Origin of the sequence: Brevundimonas terrae (assembly GCF_011761985.1) — a bacterium.
Taxonomy (GTDB): Bacteria; Pseudomonadota; Alphaproteobacteria; order Caulobacterales; family Caulobacteraceae; genus Brevundimonas; species Brevundimonas terrae.
The window spans coordinates 21,175-39,200 of sequence record NZ_JAASQT010000008.1 but is presented as its reverse complement, the minus strand read 5'-3'; the positions used below and the strand labels follow the sequence as shown (position 1 = coordinate 39,200).

General features: G+C 60.7%; 15 protein-coding genes. 10 read left to right on the top strand and 5 right to left on the bottom strand.

Annotation, left to right across the window (positions count from 1 at the left end):
- Positions 1-11 precede the first annotated feature (11 nt).
- Complete coding sequence (locus FHS64_RS13525) at positions 12-359, bottom strand: hypothetical protein (RefSeq protein ID WP_208381027.1); 348 nt, start codon at positions 357-359, stop codon at positions 12-14.
- Positions 360-420: 61 nt separating this feature from the next.
- Here FHS64_RS13525 and rlmJ point away from each other — a divergent pair, with 61 nt between their 5' ends.
- From rlmJ to FHS64_RS13510, 3 genes are all read left to right on the top strand, one after another.
- Complete coding sequence (rlmJ, locus tag FHS64_RS13520) at positions 421-1,242, top strand: 23S rRNA (adenine(2030)-N(6))-methyltransferase RlmJ (protein ID WP_167179215.1); 822 nt, start codon at positions 421-423, stop codon at positions 1,240-1,242.
- 107 nt (positions 1,243-1,349) lie between these two features.
- Positions 1,350-2,081 (top strand): glutamine amidotransferase-related protein, encoded by a 732-nt coding sequence (locus FHS64_RS13515; RefSeq protein ID WP_167179213.1) that lies wholly within the window; start codon positions 1,350-1,352, stop codon positions 2,079-2,081.
- Between the two features lie 119 nt (positions 2,082-2,200).
- Entirely contained in the window at positions 2,201-4,753 is a 2,553-nt protein-coding gene (locus FHS64_RS13510) for an ATP-binding protein (RefSeq protein ID WP_167179211.1), read from the top strand.
- A 63-nt stretch (positions 4,754-4,816) separates the two neighbouring features.
- Here FHS64_RS13510 and hemF read toward each other — a convergent pair whose 3' ends face one another.
- Complete coding sequence (gene hemF / locus FHS64_RS13505; RefSeq protein WP_167179209.1) at positions 4,817-5,695, bottom strand: oxygen-dependent coproporphyrinogen oxidase; 879 nt, start codon at positions 5,693-5,695, stop codon at positions 4,817-4,819.
- Positions 5,696-5,877: 182 nt separating this feature from the next.
- Here hemF and FHS64_RS13500 point away from each other — a divergent pair, with 182 nt between their 5' ends.
- Together FHS64_RS13500 and FHS64_RS13495 are read left to right on the top strand one after the other, a co-directional pair.
- Positions 5,878-7,143, top strand: a complete 1,266-nt coding sequence (locus FHS64_RS13500; RefSeq protein WP_167179207.1) for a dipeptidase — start codon at positions 5,878-5,880, stop codon at positions 7,141-7,143.
- 12 nt (positions 7,144-7,155) lie between these two features.
- The gene (locus FHS64_RS13495) at positions 7,156-7,473 is read left to right on the top strand and encodes a hypothetical protein (protein ID WP_167179205.1); all 318 of its coding nucleotides are present in this window, start codon (positions 7,156-7,158) and stop codon (positions 7,471-7,473) included.
- A gap of 109 nt (positions 7,474-7,582) precedes the next feature.
- On the opposite strand, the gene FHS64_RS13490 is transcribed toward FHS64_RS13495, so the two are convergent.
- Complete coding sequence (locus tag FHS64_RS13490; RefSeq protein WP_167179203.1) at positions 7,583-8,038, bottom strand: tRNA (cytidine(34)-2'-O)-methyltransferase; 456 nt, start codon at positions 8,036-8,038, stop codon at positions 7,583-7,585.
- Between the two features lie 237 nt (positions 8,039-8,275).
- Here FHS64_RS13490 and petA point away from each other — a divergent pair, with 237 nt between their 5' ends.
- From petA to FHS64_RS13465, 5 genes are all read left to right on the top strand, one after another.
- Positions 8,276-8,797, top strand: coding sequence for a ubiquinol-cytochrome c reductase iron-sulfur subunit (gene petA, locus FHS64_RS13485; protein WP_167179286.1), 522 nt, complete (start codon positions 8,276-8,278; stop codon positions 8,795-8,797).
- A 17-nt stretch (positions 8,798-8,814) separates the two neighbouring features.
- Complete coding sequence (locus FHS64_RS13480) at positions 8,815-10,113, top strand: cytochrome b (protein ID WP_167179201.1); 1,299 nt, start codon at positions 8,815-8,817, stop codon at positions 10,111-10,113.
- 5 nt (positions 10,114-10,118) lie between these two features.
- On the top strand, positions 10,119-10,988 hold the full coding sequence (locus FHS64_RS13475; RefSeq protein WP_167179199.1) for a cytochrome c1: 870 nt from the start codon (positions 10,119-10,121) through the stop codon (positions 10,986-10,988).
- A gap of 141 nt (positions 10,989-11,129) precedes the next feature.
- Positions 11,130-12,770 (top strand): M28 family metallopeptidase, encoded by a 1,641-nt coding sequence (locus FHS64_RS13470; RefSeq protein WP_167179197.1) that lies wholly within the window; start codon positions 11,130-11,132, stop codon positions 12,768-12,770.
- Between the two features lie 87 nt (positions 12,771-12,857).
- Positions 12,858-14,438 carry a M28 family peptidase gene (locus tag FHS64_RS13465; protein WP_167179194.1) on the top strand — a complete coding sequence of 527 codons (1,581 nt, stop codon included), beginning with the start codon at positions 12,858-12,860 and terminating at the stop codon, positions 14,436-14,438.
- 265 nt (positions 14,439-14,703) lie between these two features.
- Here FHS64_RS13465 and FHS64_RS13460 read toward each other — a convergent pair whose 3' ends face one another.
- Positions 14,704-15,708 carry a DUF6607 family protein gene (locus FHS64_RS13460; RefSeq protein WP_208381026.1) on the bottom strand — a complete coding sequence of 335 codons (1,005 nt, stop codon included), beginning with the start codon at positions 15,706-15,708 and terminating at the stop codon, positions 14,704-14,706.
- Between the two features lie 16 nt (positions 15,709-15,724).
- Entirely contained in the window at positions 15,725-17,941 is a 2,217-nt protein-coding gene (locus FHS64_RS13455) for a TonB-dependent hemoglobin/transferrin/lactoferrin family receptor (RefSeq protein WP_167179192.1), read from the bottom strand.
- Between the last annotated feature and the right edge of the window lie 85 nt (positions 17,942-18,026).

Below are 18,026 nucleotides of genomic sequence, written 5' to 3'. Positions count from 1 at the left end.
GGGGTTTTTCTTTAGATACCGAAATCTTTCAAGCGCTCCCGCAATGGCTTCACCCATTCATGAGCCGCATCGCCGCCCCACAGGTGCCATGCGATATAGCCCGCCGATGGTTTGGTCGGATGTCCCCAGAACTTGCCGCGCTTATCAACGGCGTGACGGGCGAACCATGCGTTCATCACCTTGATGTCGCGGTCACTGACCTTTTCGCCGCGACTGAGCCGCAGGGCGCGTTCCAGACCGACCTCGGTGCCGCCGCGTTCATGCTGGCGGCGCAATGAGAGGCCATAATTGGCCGCCTCGATCACGGCGTCGGGCACGGTGCGTTCTTCGTCGCTGATAGCGGGATGGTCCAGAAGCATGGAGCAACTCTGTAAGCGGCCTGCCTCTTGACGCAAGGGCCGCAAGGGGGGACGGAGGCGAATGAATTATCGTCACAGCTTCCACGCCGGAAATTTCGCCGACCTTGTCAAACATGCGCTTGTGCTTTGGCTGATCCGCCAGAGGGCTGAGCAAGGGCCACTGACGGTGCTGGATACCCATGCGGGGGCGGGTCTGTATGACCTGTCGGGCGACGGTATGCGTTCCAAGGAAGCCGAGGCCGGTGTGGCGCGTCTGATGACCGCCGATAACCGTCCGCCGCTCATCGAGGCGCTGGCCAAGGAAGTTGCGTCGTTCAATCCGCAGGGCGGGGTGCGGTTCTATCCCGGCTCGCCGGTGTTGATCGCCCGCGCCTTGGGCAATGGCGGTACCTATAAGGGTTTCGAGCTGAACCCGCCGGTGAAGGTTCTGTTGGACGAGGCGCTGAAAGATTATCCGAACGCGCAAGGCTTCGAGGGCGACGGCTATGACCTGACCGAGGCGGCAGCGCTGAAGGTGCAAGGCCCGCTGGTGCTGATCGATCCCCCGTTCGAGCGTGGCGACGACTATATCCGCTCGGCCGAAACCGCAGCCCGCATCGTCAAGCGCGATCCCAAGGCGGTGGTGGCGATCTGGACCCCGCTGAAGGACATGGAAACCTTTGACGGCTTTGTGCGCCGTCTTGAGGAAGCCAAGGCCCCGCGTGTGCTGGTGGCCGAGGCGCGTCTGCGCCCGCTGAACAATCCGATGAAGATGAACGGCTGCACCATGACGGTGGTCAATGCCCCGTCCGGCACCGATGCGGCGGCGGCTGAAATCTGTGGCTGGGTGGCGCAGACCCTTGGCGATGAAAAGGCGCGGGCGGAAATCTGGCGGGCCAGCTAGGCTTAGTTTTTCTGGTGCTTGCCTCAAAGAAGCTAAGGGCCGCTGCCATTGCCTCGGCGGCTCGGGCGCTCCAGTGTAGGGCGCTGAGTATCGATTGAAGCAGACCTATGAAGCCGATTGCCATTCTCGAGACAGGGTATCCGCCCGAAGCCCTGCGCGACAGTTTTGACGACTATCCGGCCCGTTTCCGCGCCCTGCTGGGCGAGGGGGCCAAGACGGTGCGCTATGATGTGCAGAACGGCCATCTGCCGGAAGATCCGTCGCGCTATGCGGGGTGCATCGTCACCGGATCGTCGGCAGGGGTCTATGAGGACCACCACTGGATACCGTTGCTGACCGACTGGCTGCGGGCGGCACGTGGCAAGACGCGCCTGTTGGGTATCTGCTTTGGTCACCAGATCATGGCCCATGCCTTTGGCGGGCGGGTGGAAAAATCCGGCAAGGGCTGGGGTGTGGGCCTGCATAGTTATCAGGTGATGACGCGCGAAAGCTGGATGCACCCGCGTGCCGACAGCATCGCCATTGCCGTCTCCCATCAGGATCAGGTGGTGGCCGTTCCCGCCGATGCGCGTGTGATCGCTCAGTGCGAGTTTACGCCCTATGCGGGTCTGGCCTATGGCGATGATGCCATGACCTTCCAGTGCCATCCCGAATTCCAGCCTGCCTATGCCGCGGCCCTGACCGAACTGCGCCGAGGCAGCCGAATTGCCGATGAACTGGTGGACGAGGCAATCGAGAGCCTGAAGCGCCCCAATGATCGGGCTGTGCTGACGGCATGGGTGCGGGCGTTTCTGCTGCTGACCCCGCCACCCGTCGAGGGGGACGGCTCGGGGATTTGATCTGTGCTAAGGGTTGGGAAACCCCGGTATGTTAGCGATCGTCTTTCGAGGGCTGTAAGCGGTCAGTAGGGGGGCGTGTGCGCGTTGCGGTTTTGAGGGCGGTCACAGTTGTCTGTCGCATGCGGCGTCCTGCCCGTAAGGGTTTGGTGAGGACGGTAGGGGCTTGGGCGCGACCACTGGTTCTGGCGGGCCTGCTGGGCTTGCCCGCGACGATGGCGCTGGCCTTGCCCTATCTGCAAGGCGAACGGCCCGCCCGTCTGCTACAGCAGGTCGAGACGCGTGCCGCGCAAACAAGTTTTGCCGATCTTGACCGCTTTGGCACCGAGGCCGAGCGTCTGCGGACCACAGAGGGTCTGCGCAGGCTGCACCATGTGGTCAGCCTGTATATCAACCAGAACGAAGGCCCCAAGGCCAGGGCGTGGAATGCACGTCTGATGGCGCGGGCTACGGCGCTGGATAACGAGCGCTTTCGTGCAATTGCCGGATTGAATAACGCCATCCTTGCCTATGAAGGCGGCGATGGCGGGGCGGCGGACCGCATCCACGCCACCATGAACGGCACATCTGACTGGTATGTCCGTGCCGTAGCGACACGCTATTATGCGATTACCCGTTTCGACAAGGATCAGGTGGGCGAGGGGCTTCGCCTGCTGACCGCGGTTCAGGCGCAAATCCCCAATGAGGGACCGGATGCCGATATCGCCCATAGCGGTATCTGGGAGATAATGGGTCTGGGCCTGATGGCCCTGAACGATGTGCAAGGCGCCACAGACGCTTTCGCGCGCTACGAACTGGATTACAGCCCGAATGACTGGCCGCGCCCGGATTTCGACAGCATCTATAATCTGGGCAGTATGGCTATTCAGGTTGGCGATGCTGCCAATGCCGAACGCTTTTTTGCGGCTCATGACCGTTTGGCGCGCAGGTCAAACCTGCATGGGCTGAAAGCCTATAATGCCATGATGTGTGCCCGCGTGGCTTCGATGCGCGATGACATGCCAAGGGTGCTGTCCTGTATGGAAGCGGGCCAGCCCGAACTGTCACGCAATGACTATCTGAAGGTGTGGATCCTGCCGTTGGAAGTAATCGCGCTGGCGCGTACAGGGCGCGTGGCCGAGGCCGAGCGCGTTATGGCGGACTGGGATGCCGTTGCCGATAGTGAAACAGGCAGGCTGGCTAGCGATTTGGGGGTGCGCGCGCGTGCGGAGCTTCTGCATGCCCAGGGCCAGTATGACGAGGCCATCGCTCTGATGCGCCGCTATCAGCAGCAGAGCTATGTCAGTCAGGCGCGTGCCTATAGCGATGGTATTCACCAGATCACGCAGGACATGCAGGAGCAGTTGTCCCAACGTCGTCGCCAGTTGGAAGTCGAACAGGCCAATGCGCGGTTACAGTCGGCGATGATCCGCGCACAGGCATGGGTGATGGGCATCAGCCTGTTCTTCTTTGTGTGTGGTTTCGCAACAGCAGCGTGGCTGTGGATCCAGTCACGTGCCCTGCGTCGCGCCCGCCGCCGCGCCGAGCAGGCCAATATGGCTAAGACCCAGTTTCTGGCCAATATGAGCCATGAAATCCGCACGCCGCTTAACGGAGTGGTGGCGATGGCGGATGTACTTCACCGCAGCGACCTTCAGCCCAAGGATCGCGATCTGGTGGATATCATCCGCAGCTCGGCAGGGACGCTGGAGCGTCTGTTGAACGACATTCTGGACAGTGCCCGCATTGAATCGGGGAGGCTGCGTCTGGAATCTGCACCGTTCAATGTCTGCGAAATACTGGAGGGGGTACAGCAGTTGTGGAGCGCCAGTGCCGAGGACAAGGGCATAAAACTGGAACTGCTTGGCTGTCCGGAACTGGACCGTACCGTGACGGGCGATGCGGAGCGTTTACGGCAGGTGCTGAACAACCTTGTCTCCAATGCCGTCAAATTCACCGAGGCCGGGACCGTCACCATCAAGGCAGAACCGCTGGATGGCGATCGTATCCGTTTTAGTGTCACCGATACGGGGGTGGGCTTTGAAGAGGGTTTCCGCCAGCGCCTGTTTGGCCGATTCCAGCAAGCCGATGAATCGATCACACGCCGCTATGGAGGCTCCGGTCTGGGGCTGAACATCTCGCAAAACCTGATCGCCCTGATGGGGGGCGACATGAATTGCGAGAGCCAGTTGGGCAAGGGGTCGCGTTTCTGGTTCGATATTGCGTTGACGCCGGTCGGCAAGGTCGCAACCGAGACGGGTAACGCGCGCAAAAGCACCATGCCGGACCATGAGGCATGCGTCACCAAAGGCTCGGGTCTGAAGGTGCTTTTGGCCGATGACCATGCGCCTAACCGCAAGGTGGTCGAGGTCTTGCTGGGACCGCTGGATGTGGAACTGACGGCGGTGGTGGATGGCCAGCAGGCCGTAGAGGCCTTCGAGAAGGGTTGTTTCGATCTGGTTCTGATGGATATGCAGATGCCCGTCATGGACGGCCTAACGGCAACACAGCGTCTGCGCCAGATCGAGCGGCGTGACGGGCGGGTTCATACGCCGATCATTATGCTGACCGCCAATGCCATGAGCGAACATGTCGAGGCCACTATGGCGGCGGGCGCGGATAGGCACCTGACCAAACCGCTGACCGCGCAATCGCTCATAGGCTGCATCGCATCGGTTCTGGAAGATACGGCCTGATCCGTTGCAATAAAAAAGCCCGCGACCTCATCGGCAGCGGGCTTTTTCATGTTCAGGAAGGACTTAGGGCCACTTCACCATGGGCGGCATGGACGACAGGATAGCGTCCACATTGCCTCCGGTCTTGAGACCGAAAGTGGTGCCGCGATCATAGAGCAGGTTGAACTCGACATAGCGGCCGCGCCGGACCAGTTGCTCTTCGCGCTGGGCCTCGGTCCACGGCTCGTGCATGCGGCCGGCGACGATGTCTGAATAGACCTTGAGGAAGGCCTTACCGACGTCCTGCGTGAACGAGAAGTCCTTCTCGAAGTCACCGGTATTGTGGTGGTCATAGAAGATACCGCCGGTGCCGCGCGGCTCGTTGCGGTGCGGCAGATAGAAATACTCGTCGCACCATTTCTTGTATTTCGGATACCAGTCGGCGTCATAACCATCACACGCGCCCTTCATGGCGGCGTGGAAGGCCAGCGTATCGGGATGGTCGTCACGGCGGTCTGCATCCAGAACCGGCGTCAGGTCACCGCCGCCACCGAACCAGGTCTGGGTCGTGGCGATCAGGCGGGTATTCATGTGAACCGCCGGAACATTCGGGTTCACCGGATGGCAGATCAGGCTGATACCCGTTGCAAAGAAGCGCGGGTCTTCGGCAGCCCCCGGAACATTCTTGGCATAGTCGGCGGGAAACTCGCCGAATACGGTCGAGCAGTGGACGCCGACCTTTTCAAACAGGCGGCCTGTCATCATGCCCATGACGCCACCGCCACCGGCGGCGCGGTCCCACGGGGTGCGCACAAAGCGACCCGCCTCGCCTTCATACAGGTCGGCGGGGGCGGCATCTTCCAGCGCTTCGAAACCGGCGTGAATCTGGTCGCGCAGGGTTTCGAACCAGATGCGGGCGCGTTCGCGCTGCTCGGTCATCAGGTCGGGATTCTTATCGGTCATAGGGGCTTCAACCACGATGCAGGCTCGGTGAACAGTCCGAGTATGGTCGCTATGTGAAGCTTTGGCGAAGTTTCGGCCTTGATCTGGATCAGACCCTGTTTTCACAGGCCGTTCGCTGTGCCAGCCTGCGGACCAGTGTTTTGATCCGGGTATGATCCGGGTTTTGATTTTGGGGGGACGCGATGATCCGTAAAGTTTTGATGGCCGCTGTGGCGGTGTCTACCTTGATGGCGGCGACGCCTTCGCTAGCACAGGCCCGCGATGCTGCGGCTGCCGAGGCCCATGCGCGCCAGATTTTGCGCCGCACGCCGCTGATCGACGGACACAACGACCTGCCATGGGCGATCCGTCAGGGCTTTGCCAATGATGTGCACGGGGTGGACCTGACCAGCGACCTGTCGATGGCCACACGTCTGCACACCGATATTCCGCGTCTGCGCGAAGGCGGGGTAGGGGGCCAGTTCTGGTCGGTCTATGTGCCGGCCAGCATGACCCAGCTTGAGGCCGCCAAGGCGACCTTCGAACAGATCGATACGGTCAAGCGCATCATCGGCGGCTATCCGCAAACCTTCGAGCTGGCCACCACAGCCGACGACATTGTCCGCATCCACCGTCAGGGCAAGATTGCCAGCATGATCGGTATGGAAGGCGGCTATTCGATCGACGATTCCCTTGGTCTGCTGCGCGAGTTCCGCCGTGCGGGCGCGCTCTATATGACGCTGACCCACTCCAAATCGACCAACTGGGCCGATAGCGGCACCGACGCGCCGAAATGGGGCGGGCTGAATCCATTCGGCGAGGAAGTCGTCAAGGAGATGAACCGCATCGGCATGATGGTGGACCTCAGCCACGTCTCGGCGGAAACCATGAAGGATGCCTTGCGCGTCTCGACGGCACCGGTGATCTTCTCGCACTCGTCGGCACTGGGCGTGACAGGCCACCCGCGCAATGTGCCCGATGATGTGCTGGCAATGATGAAGGACAATGGCGGTATCGTCATGGTCACCTTCGTACCGGGCTTTATCAACGAGCAGGTGCGTTCGTGGAGCGCCAACCGTTCTGCCGAACAGGCCCGTTTGAACAGCCTGCATCCGGGCGATCCCGAGCGTGTGCGCAACGAGATGACCCAGTGGACCTCGGCGCACCCGATCCCGCGCGCGACGCTGGATGACGTGGTGGCCCATATCCAGCATGTGCGCGATGTGGCCGGTATCGACCATATCGGTCTGGGCGGCGACTTTGACGGCGTGGATGCCCTGCCGGTCGATGTCGAGGCTGTGGATGCCTATCCGCGTATTCTGGCTCGCCTGATCCAGAACGGCTGGAGCGATGCCGATATTCGCAAACTGGCGGGTGAAAACATGCTGCGTGTCATGCGCAGGGTAGAGGCTGTGGCGGCTGCCAAACAGGCCGAGCGTCCGAACCTGTCGCGTCTTCCGGCGGCTTAAGGAGAAAGGGGAATGCGTAAGCCCGCAGTCTTTTTACTGTGCTTGAGCTTTGCTGGTCTGGCGGGAGCGTGTGCAACCGTGCCTTCGCGCATTCCCGCCTATGCGGTCGTCGAGTGCGCTCACTCCGGTGGCAAGCCAAACGATTGTCGCGTGACAGAAGAAAGTCACGCGAATTTGGGTCTGGGGGATCAGGCTGTCGCGATCATTTCAAGAGGGCAGCTAACACAAAGAACAGTATCCAACTCTCCTGATGGTGCACGCTTTAGGACACGCATTCAGTTTGAACTGGATGCCAAAGACATCGAATCTGGTGAACGGCCCGATAGTTGATAGGGCTGAGCTATTTCCGGTTAGGCGAGACGTGTTCGCTAAATTTGGATTTTTTTGTTCACAATAAAATCAAAGGAAAAGGGAGCGTGTTTTCACGCTCCCTTTTCTATTATCCGAGATTGAAATCGTGGGTTTGGCGAAGGCCTTCCCAGAGCGCGATACCGGCGGTGACCGAGAGGTTCAGCGAGCGGGCTTCGGGCCTGAGTGGCACAACGACACGGGCATCAGCGGCATCGTGCACAAAGTCCGGTGCGCCCTTACTTTCCTTACCAAACAATAGGATATCGTCTTTTTGGAACTGGAAATCGGGCAAGGGAGTGGCTCCCTTGGTGGTTAAAAGTACCAGCCTTCCCGACGGCCTGTCGCGCAGGAAATCGTCCCAGCTGGCATGACGTGTCATGTGGGAAAGGGGGCCATAATCGAGGGCTGCGCGCTTCATGGCGCGGTCGTCGAAATTGAAGCCGGTCGGCTCGATCACGTGCAATTCGACGCCGAAACAGGCGCTGAGACGGATACAAGCCCCGACATTCTGCGGGATATCAGGTTGAAAAAGGGCGAGACGCATTCTAAGGCCCACTCTACGCGCGGGATGGGGCCTTGTCGTGTCTTTTGTTGCGATTGCTTCTCAAGTTGTGTCTACGGCTTGTCATGGGGTGGTCTAAACGATGGCAGGATGGCAAAGGTTTTGCTTCCGCTAGTTAAGGTTCATGCCGACGGGACATCCCAGCTTGCTGCGGAGGGGGCCGATCGGATTACAGAGGTGATACGCGTGGCCGAACCGGTCGTGAATCCTGATGGGCCTATGGGCCAAAACGAGGGTGGCGACGCTACCCGTCGTGATTTCATTCATATTGCTGCAGGGGCTGCCGCCGCTGGCGCTGGCGTGATGGTGGCCTGGCCGCTCATCAACCAGATGAGCCCTGCAGCCGACACCCTGGCACTGGCTTCGATCGAATTCGATATGTCGAAGGTCCAGGAAGGCCAGCAGGTCGTCATCAAATGGCAGGGCAAGCCGGTGTTCGTGCGTTATCGCACCCCCGCTGAACTGCAAAAGGTCGAGGCAGAAGGTGCGGTCGGTTCTCCGGCCCAGACCGATGCCGAGCGTACCAAGGCAGGCCACGAGAAATATCTCGTTGTCATCGGTTCGTGCACCCATCTGGGTTGCGTGCCGACCTTCAACGCCGGTGAGTACGGCGGCTGGTTCTGCCCGTGCCACGGTTCGCACTATGACGCATCGGGACGTATCCGTAAGGGTCCGGCACCGTTGAACCTCATTGTGCCAGCCTACGAATATCTGTCCGACACTCGCGTCAAGATCGGCTGAGGACGTAACGAGGACCCATGAGCAATCACGAATCCACCTACGTCCCTAAAACCGCTGTTGAGCGGTGGCTGGACACCCGCCTGCCGATCGTTCGTTTCGGTATGGACTACGCAAATCTGCCGACCCCCCGTAACCTGAACTACTGGTGGACCTTCGGCGGCATTCTGGCGATCTGCCTGATGACGCAGATCATCACCGGCATCGTGCTGGCAATGCACTACACGCCGCATATCGATATGGCTTTCGCCTCGGTCGAGCGCATCATGCGCGACGTTCCGGGTGGCTGGCTGATCCGCTATGTGCACGCCAACGGCGCGTCGATGTTCTTCATCGCCGTTTACCTGCACATGCTGCGCGGCCTGTATTACGGCTCGTATAAAGCACCGCGCGAAATGATCTGGATCGTCGGCTGCGTGATCTTCTTCCTGATGATCGCCACCGCCTTCCTCGGCTATGTTCTGCCGTGGGGCCAGATGTCGTTCTGGGGTGCTGAAGTCATCACCAACCTGATCGGTGCGATCCCTGTTGTGGGCGAGCCGATTCTGGTGTGGCTGCGCGGTGGCCCTGCCATCGACAATGCGACCCTGAACCGCTTCTTCTCGCTGCACTACCTGCTGCCGTTCGTGATCCTTGGCTGCGTTGTCCTGCACCTGTGGGCGCTGCACGCTGCCGGTCAGAACAACCCGGTCGGTATCCTGATCCCGAAGGACCGCGAAAAGAAAGACACCCTGCCGTTCCACCCGTACTTCACGGTCAAGGACGGTTTTGCGATCATCTTGTTCTTCATCATGTTCGCCGTGTTCGTGTTCTATAATCCGAACGCTCTGGGTCACGCCGACAACTACATTCCGGCTAACCCGCTGGTGACACCGGCGCACATCGTGCCCGAGTGGTACATGCTGCCCTTCTACGCCATCCTGCGTGCTGTTCCGGACAAGTTCGGCGGCGTGGTTGCGATGTTCGCGGCGATCGGCGTGCTGTTCGTCCTGCCGTGGCTGGATACGTCCAAGGTGCGCTCGATGCGCTACCGCCCGACGATGAAGACCTTCTTCATCATCTTCCTGTTCGTGTGCTTCGGCCTCGGCTGGTGCGGTGCACAGCTTCCGGACGCTCCGGTTGTTCCGGGTATGCCGAGCTTCAACCTGATCGACGGTCAGCTGAACTCCTACCTGTGGCTGACCCGTTTCCTGACGATCTACTACTTCGTGTTCTTCATCGTCCTGATGCCGCTGGTCGGCCTCAAGGAGAAGCCGCTGCTGATCCCGGCAACGATTTCGGAGCCTGTCCTCCCGACGACCGAAGCCGAAAAGGTCTGATCGCGATGAACAACGAGAAAAAGATGTCCTTCCGCAAGATCATCGCCTGTGCCGTTGCTGCGGCCGGTATCGTGGCAGTTGCATCGCCGGCCCTCGCGGCCGGTGGTGCAAAGCACCCGCGTGATGGTGGCTTCAGCTTCAACGGTCCGTTCGGCACCTTCGATCAGGGCCAGCTGCAACGCGGCTACAAGGTCTATCGTGAAGTTTGCTCGTCCTGCCACGGCATGGACCATGTCCACTTCCGTAACCTTGGCGACAAGCACGGCCCGTTCTGGAATCCGGCCTATCCGAACCCGAACGACAACCCTGTCGTGAAGGCTCTGGCCAAGGAAATCCAGGTTGCCGATATCGACTCGGAAACCGGTGAATCGCTGATGCGTGACGCCACCACGGCCGACAAGTTCCCGAACCCGTATCCGAACGCTACGGCGGCGGCTGCCGGTAACGGTGGGGCGGCTCCGCCCGACCTGTCGGTAATGGCCAAGGCCCGTCACGACGGTGCCAACTACATCTACTCGCTGCTGTCGGGTTATGTGGCTCCGCCCAAGGGTCTGAAGATCGCTCCGGGTCAGAACTACAACCCGTACATGTCCGGCGATCTGACCCCGTTCTGGGAAGGCAAGGGTCCGGCTCCGAAGGGTGGTTTCATCGCCATGCCGCCGCAGCTGACCAACGGCCAAGTCACCTATGACGATGGCACCGAGGCCACTGTCGACCAGATGGCCAAGGACGTTGCGGCCTTCATCATGTGGACTTCCGAGCCCAAGATGGTGGAACGCAAGCAGGCCGGTTTCGGCGTGCTGATCTTCCTGCTGATGTTCGCAGGCATCACCTATGCCTCGTACCGCAAGATCTGGAAGGGCGTGGCCCACTAGGCCATCCTTTCAGTTCAAGGATTTAACCCTGTCGACCTTTGGGTCGGCGGGGTTTTTCTTTGTGCCGGATGAGGCGGAAAACTCGACACCGGAGAAACCGGACTCTACGGTCACGCGACTATTGTTTGGAGGGATGGCCCTATGCGCCTGTTTACGACCGTTGCGGCTCTGGCCCTGACTTCTGCTCTGGTGGCGGGTGCCGCCAATGCCCAGAGCGGTTTTGATGCTGCCCGTATTTCTGAGGAAATCCGTCTGCTGTCCGATGACAGTTTCGAAGGTCGCGGCATTGCCACGCCGGCCGAGCAAAAGGTCATCGACTTTGTCAGCCAGCGCTTTGCCGAGGCCGGTTTTGCACCGGGCGGCGAGAATGGCGGCTGGACGCAGGCCGTCACCCTGAACCGCATCGCCTCGTCGAACATCAGCGCCTCGCTGACACAGGCCGGTGCCGCCACGCCTCTGACACAAGGTCAGGAAATCACGATCAGCTCGCGCCTGCCGGGCAGCAAGGTTGATCTGAAGGACGTGCCGCTGGTCTTCGTCGGCTATGGCGTGAACGCTCCCGAGCGCAACTGGAACGACTTCAAGACCGATGTGCGCGGCAAGATCATCGTCGTGCTGGTCAATGATCCCGACTTTGAAGAGCCGGAACTGAACACCTTCGGCGGCAAGGCCATGACCTATTATGGTCGCTGGACCTACAAGTATGAAGAAGCGGCCCGTCAGGGCGCAGCGGGCGTTCTGATTGTCCACGAGACGGCCCCTGCAGCCTATGGCTGGCCGACCGTCGTCAACTCGTGGAGCGTGCCTCAGTTCGACATTCTGCGCGAAAACGCCGCCGCAGAGCGTGTGCCCGTAGAGGCATGGGTACAGCGCGATGTGGCCGAGAAGCTGTTCGCCGCTGCCGGTGTCGATTTCGAAGAACAAAAGCGTCTGGCCCGCAGCGCCGACTTCCAGCCTGTGGACCTGAAGGCCACGATGGATGTCAGCTTTGACGTCGCCTCCGAACAGATCGTCACCCACAACATCGTGGCCCGTCTGGAAGGCAGCAAGCGCCCGAACGAGACCGTGCTGTACGGTGCGCACTGGGACCATATCGGCGTTGATGCGGGCGAAGGCGTGAACGGCGACCGTATCTTTAACGGTGCCGTGGACAATGCCTCGGGTACGGTGGCGATTGTCGAGATCGCCCGTCGCTTTGGCCAAGGCCCGCGTCCGGAACGCTCGATTGTGATGGTCGCCTTTACGGGCGAGGAATCCGGTCTGCTGGGTTCGGAATATTATGCCGCCAACCCGCTCTATCCGCTGGAAACCACGGTGGCCGGTTTCAATATCGATGCCGCCAATGTCTATGGTCGCAAGGACAAGCTGAACATTACCGGCTTTGGCCATTCCGATCTGGACGACCGTCTGAGCGCGGTCGCCACCACACAAGGTCGCGGCATTGTGCCGGATGCGGGTGCAGCTGCCGGTATCTATTTCCGTTCCGACCACTTCCCGCTGGTGAAGCGCGGTGTGCCGATGTCCTATATCAACTCGGCGGGTGATTTCCTCGATGCCCCCATCGAGCCGCGCTTGGCCGCACAGGCCGAGTATGGCCGTATCGGCTACCATCAGGTGGCGGACGAATGGAGCGCCGACTGGGATCTGGCCGGCATGATCGAGGATATGGAAGTCAGCTATCAGGCGGGTGCCGCACTGGCCAACTCGACCGACTGGCCGCAGTGGAAACCGACCTCGGAATTCTCGACGGTACGGGCGGTTTCGCAAAGCCAGCGCGACTAAGAACCAACCATTACAAAACGGTAAGGGCAACTCCGGCGGGGTTGCCCTTATTGGTATGCGATAACAAAATCGGGTGGGAGACCCTGTATGTCCAAGCGCTCGTTTCGCGGTGTAGCCTTTGCGGCTCTTGTATTTGCCGCTGCACCGTCCTTCGCGCAGGAGTTTGCGACGGATGTGTTGTCGCAAAAGGTGCGCTTCATCAGCGCTGATGATTTTCAGGGTCGCTATCCCGGAACGGTCGGCGAGGAAAAAACCCTCGCATGGCTGCAATCCGAATATGAGGCCATGGGCCTGAAACCGGGTGGACCGGATGGCCAGTGGCTGCAACCTGTCGATCTGGTCAGCCTGATGCCGCGCGATGCGTCGGTGACGCTGAAAGCGGCTGATGGCACCATCAGCACGCCTGCGAATGCAGATGGCCTGATTGTACGCGCCCTGAACAATGACGGGCATGGCCATGTGACCGATGCCGGACTGGTATTTGCGGGCTATGGCATTACCGCGCCCGAGCGTGATTGGGACGATTACGGCGATCTGGACGTGACCGGAAAGGTCGTCGTGCTGATGGGCGGTTCGCCTGAGTTCAACAGCCCCTATCGCCGTTATTACGCGCAGGATGGCTACAAGGTTGATGAAGCCTATCGTCGGGGTGCGGTGGGCGTCATTATGATTTCCAGCAATGACTGGGGGCGCACGGTGACGATGCGCGCGCGCTCGTCGCGTCTGGCACCGGGTTCGGCACCGCTACAGTTCCGTGGCTGGGCCTCGCCTGAAATGGTGGCGGGCTGGGGTGTCGATGCGGCGCAACTGGAAGCGGCCAAACTGGAAAGCTTCTCGGCCGTGGCCTTGCCGCAGACCGTGTCGGTGACGGCGAACGAAGACAAGACCACAGTGACCAGCCACAACCTGCTGGCAATCCTGCCGGGGACGGAGCGCCCTGACCAAACGGTCGTGTTCAGCGCCCACTGGGACCATGTGGGCACCCGCGATCCGGCCAATGGCGAAGACCATATCTTCAACGGCGCGTGGGATAATGCCTCGGGCACTGTCGGTGTAGTTGAAATGGCCCGCCAGTTCGCAGCCGATGGCCCTGCCAAGCGCAGCCTTGTTTTCCTGCATGTGACCGCCGAGGAAATGGGTCTGCTGGGGGCCTATGCCTATGCGGCTGATCCGGTTTATCCGCTGGAAACCACGGTCGCCAATATCAATATCGACATGCTGCCTTTGTCGGGACCGACGCGTGATGTGCCGATCTTTGGCAAGGGGCAGAACAGTCTGGAAGACATGCTGGACACTCTGGCCAAGGCAGAGGGCCGCTATGTGTCGGATGATGGCCAGCCGGAGCAGGGCTTCTATTACCGCTCGGACCACTTTGCCTTTGCGCGCGCGGGGGTTCCGGCGCTGATGCCGTGGCACGGCGTTGATTTTGTCGAAGGCGGCACCGAGGTTGGCAAGGCTGCATGGCAGGAGCGTTTCGGCCGCGTCTATCACAAGCCGAGCGATGAATGGTCGGCGGATCTCGACTTTACGTCGGCGTCGGAAAATCTGACCCTGCTGTATCGTCTGGGCCGCCAGTTGGCCGATGGCGATATGTGGCCGACATGGAAGCCTGACTCCGAGTTCGGTCAGGTCCGCGCTCGCACAGAAACGGCTCGCCACACGCACTAAGCGCAATCGCAGGCGCGAGGCAGAATGCTTGCGCGCCTGACGCTCTCACGCAGAACGCCGAGCCGCAAAAAATAGGGCACTCAACGCTCTCAAGCAGTGAGCCTCCGCGAGGCGAACGATAGAGCACTCAACGCTCTCAAGCAGTGAGCCTCCGCGAGGCGAACGATAGAGCCAAAAAAAAGATACCCCTCTGTTTGCTGCAAAAACAGAGGGGCATAGCCTGACGGGACGAGGGGATGCACATCCCGTCAGAACAGTTGGGAGGTCAGTCCTTGGTCGTGGCCAGCGCGATGATGGCGCGACCTTCGGTCAGGGCGGCTTCGGTTGTGATCTCGCCGTCCTGAATTTTCTGGGCTAGTTCCATCAACGGAATGCCGGTGACGACGCCTGTCTCGGGCGCTTCCTCGACATGGACGCCGCCGTCACGCGTGATGACAGCATCCCATGCGTCGCGGATACCGGCCCAATAGGCCTGGGTTGCGGCCCAGTAGTCATCGCCGGGCTTGGGCGTGTAGGAGGTAGAGGTGTCATAGGTGTTGATGACGTCCTCCTGCACGATCGCGACGGGCGTGCTGCCGTTGCGGCCATCCATCTTCATATTGTCCTGAATATGGACCCAGCCGTTTGGCTTGAGGATGTGGCGGTTGGTGCCGAGATAGCGGTCATAGACCGGATTACGCACCGCATCGCGACGGGCCAGCGGACGCCATGTGGGGTTCGAGGTCCATGCCGACAGACCGTTCTCATAGGTCCAGTGGCCGACACCGCCATAACGGGGGGAATCGTCGGTCTGCCATACGGTCTGTGACCATGCACCGGCACGCTCGATCTCGGGCACTGGGGTCAGGCTCCACTGGTTGGGACCGGTATAGGTCAGTACGGTTTGCGGCTGATACACCCAGTCCTGACGCCAGTGCTTGATGACGACGGTCTGGTCGCCATGGGCCATGACGAGGATGTGTTGCAGGCTGATGCGGTCGCCATGGTCATAGACCACGCGCACGATCTCGCTGCCGCCCGACAGTTTTTCCTCCATCGGATCATAGTCGGCATGGAAGCTGACATTCTCGCGCATGTCGAAATGGACGCGGTACTGGCCCGCCTGCGCCAGAATGGCCTGACGGTCACGCTCGAAGGCGGTAGCCGGAGCCTGCGTAGAAACCGTAGCCGCCACGGGGGCTTGTGCATTGGCTGCTGCGACAGGCGCACCGATCAAAAGGGCCGCCGCAATGATGACGGCGCGTTTGGACATTTTGGTTTGTTTGGTCATGGTCTGGCCGTTCGGATCAGTAGCGAAGGTTCACGGACACGCCGAAATTGCGGCCCGGTTGGGTAAAGGCGGGAAGGGTGGCTGGTTCTGTCGGGGCGGTAACCGTGCCGCCACGCGACAGGCCGCGAACATCGCTCCACCACGCATAGGTTTCGTCAAAGACGTTGAACACGCCGGCGCGGACCGTGGCCTTTTCGGTGACGTTCCAGAAGGCGGTCAGGTCCATGATGGCGAACTCTTCGCCTGCCCAGCAGTTGCCGCCGCCGCAACCGGCTTGGTCTTTCTTGCCGGACCATGTGACGGTGGCCGAACCACCCCAGACGCCTGATGGCGCGGCATAGTTGAGGCCGCTGACGACCTTGACCGGATCAATGGAGGTCAGCTTGCCGCGTGCGCCGTCGGTTTCCTGATCGCCATCGGCGAACGAGACAGCGACGATGGCCGACAGGCCGTTATCCCAGCGAATGTCGCCACGCGCTTCCAGACCCCAGATGTCCACCTCGGTCAGGTTGACGTACTGGTAGATCAGAGGATCGACACCCGGAACGCCGGTGCCGCGCACCACGATCTGGTTGATGAAGTCGTCATAGTGGGTTTTGAACGCCGTGGCCGACAGCGACAGGTTGCCGCCAAAGGCTTCCAGATTGCGGAAGCGCATACCGGCTTCGAGGCTTTCGCTGGTTTCCGGCTTCAGGTCGGGGTTCGGAATGGATTCATAGCCGAACACCGGATTGGCGAAGAAGTTGTTCACCTGCATCGGCGACGGGGCTTTGAAACCCTGCGCATAGTTGGCGAACAGGCCGAAATGGTCGTCGGCCCAGAACATCACACCGATCTTGGGCGACAGATGGCTGTCGCTCTGGCCCTCGGCGGGCGCAGGGAACAGGGCGTCGGCCTTGGGCGTCAGTTCGTACCAGTCATAGCGCACGGCCGGAATGATGCTGAGGCGTCCGTCTAGCAGCGAGATTTCGTCCTGAACGAACAGGCCCGCCAGATCATATTCGGTCTTGGGGAAGGGGCGGGCGGGGAAGGGTTCGCCCATCGGCGGGACGGTGCCGTTACGGATGCCTTCCTGCGTGGTGCGCGACCAGTCGGCACCGACGGTTACACGGTGCTGGACCGACTGGGTGCCGAAGCTTTTGCTGCCCTGTGCGGCCAGACCCCAGATGCTGTTGTCAAAGGTCACATCGCGGGTGCGGTCCACGGCCGGGGTGCGGTCTTCATAGGTGAACTGGCGGGTGGTGGCGTCCTGCCAGAAGGCGGACACCGAGCCTGAGTCCAGACCAAGGAAGTTGTCGAAACGCCAGTCCATACTGATGCGGTCGCGTACGGCTTCATCTTGTGCCGTGAGGCCGATAACCGTGGCCGAATAGGAGCTAAGGGCCTCGCCCTCCATGTCCTGATCGAAATGGTCATAGGTCAGGCGCAGAGCGTGGTTTTCGTTGATGTCCCACAGCAGTTTGGCCAGCACCGCATTGGAGGCGAATTCTTGCGGGTTCGGCTGGGTACGGGCCGAGCCAGTGCCGCCAGTCTCGGCCATATTCTCGGTTTCATGGGCATCGCGGCGCGTATAGGCGATCAGGCCCGACAGATTGCCGTGTCGGCCCGCCAGCGCCAGGCTCTCGCTCCAGCCATCATCGGCAGAGTTATAACCGACGCGGGCGCGGGCACCGAAATTGCGGCCTGCATCAATGAAATCGGCAGGGTCTTTGGACGTAAAGCTGACGGCACCGGCAATGCCGTCCGAACCGTAAAGCGCAGACGCCGGACCGCGCAGGATCTCGACGGACTTGACCATGTCCAGATCGTTATAGCCGCCACGACCGACAGCCTGAGCACCGAAGGCAAAGCCGTCGGGCACGCGCACGCCATCCTGAATAATCAGGACTCGGTTTCCACCCATACCGCGAATGGTAAAGCCCGAATTGCCGTCACGGCCAGCGCCCGAAAGGGCCGCCGAGAAACGGGCGGGGCTGGTGGGGACGCTGACACCCGGCTCGAAGCGGATCAGGTCCTTGATGTCGGTGACGAGATTGTTCTCGATGGTTTCGGCGGTAATGACGCTGACGCTGGCGGGAACGGTGTCTACGGCGCGCTCGGTGCGGGTGCCCACCACGCTGATGGGAGACAGCGCGACCGGTTCTTCCAGATCGATCAGGTCGGACGATAATGCAGGGGACGCGACGGCTGAGAGGGCGAGACCCGCCACCGACAGCAGGAGTTTGGAGCGCATCGAATGTGCCTTGGTTTTGAATGACGGGATGCAATTACTGAGAATGATTATCAGAATCAATCTTAATTTATAAATCTATGAAACA

Excerpts from the sequence above, each read along its gene's own strand:
- FHS64_RS13515 (WP_167179213.1), top strand. The coding sequence starts at position 1,350 with ATGAAGCCGATTGCCATTCTCGAGACAGGGTATCCGCCCGAAGCCCTG.
- FHS64_RS13490 (WP_167179203.1), bottom strand. The coding sequence starts at position 8,038 with ATGCGTCTCGCCCTTTTTCAACCTGATATCCCGCAGAATGTCGGGGCT.
- FHS64_RS13480 (WP_167179201.1), top strand. The coding sequence starts at position 8,815 with ATGAGCAATCACGAATCCACCTACGTCCCTAAAACCGCTGTTGAGCGG.
- petA (WP_167179286.1), top strand. The coding sequence starts at position 8,276 with ATGGGCCAAAACGAGGGTGGCGACGCTACCCGTCGTGATTTCATTCAT.
- FHS64_RS13495 (WP_167179205.1), top strand. The coding sequence starts at position 7,156 with ATGCGTAAGCCCGCAGTCTTTTTACTGTGCTTGAGCTTTGCTGGTCTG.
- FHS64_RS13525 (WP_208381027.1), bottom strand. The coding sequence starts at position 359 with ATGCTTCTGGACCATCCCGCTATCAGCGACGAAGAACGCACCGTGCCC.
- FHS64_RS13470 (WP_167179197.1), top strand. The coding sequence starts at position 11,130 with ATGCGCCTGTTTACGACCGTTGCGGCTCTGGCCCTGACTTCTGCTCTG.
- FHS64_RS13465 (WP_167179194.1), top strand. The coding sequence starts at position 12,858 with ATGTCCAAGCGCTCGTTTCGCGGTGTAGCCTTTGCGGCTCTTGTATTT.
- FHS64_RS13510 (WP_167179211.1), top strand. The coding sequence starts at position 2,201 with ATGCGGCGTCCTGCCCGTAAGGGTTTGGTGAGGACGGTAGGGGCTTGG.
- FHS64_RS13500 (WP_167179207.1), top strand. The coding sequence starts at position 5,878 with ATGATCCGTAAAGTTTTGATGGCCGCTGTGGCGGTGTCTACCTTGATG.
- FHS64_RS13455 (WP_167179192.1), bottom strand. The coding sequence starts at position 17,941 with ATGCGCTCCAAACTCCTGCTGTCGGTGGCGGGTCTCGCCCTCTCAGCC.
- FHS64_RS13475 (WP_167179199.1), top strand. The coding sequence starts at position 10,119 with ATGAACAACGAGAAAAAGATGTCCTTCCGCAAGATCATCGCCTGTGCC.
- hemF (WP_167179209.1), bottom strand. The coding sequence starts at position 5,695 with ATGACCGATAAGAATCCCGACCTGATGACCGAGCAGCGCGAACGCGCC.
- rlmJ (WP_167179215.1), top strand. The coding sequence starts at position 421 with ATGAATTATCGTCACAGCTTCCACGCCGGAAATTTCGCCGACCTTGTC.
- FHS64_RS13460 (WP_208381026.1), bottom strand. The coding sequence starts at position 15,708 with ATGACCAAACAAACCAAAATGTCCAAACGCGCCGTCATCATTGCGGCG.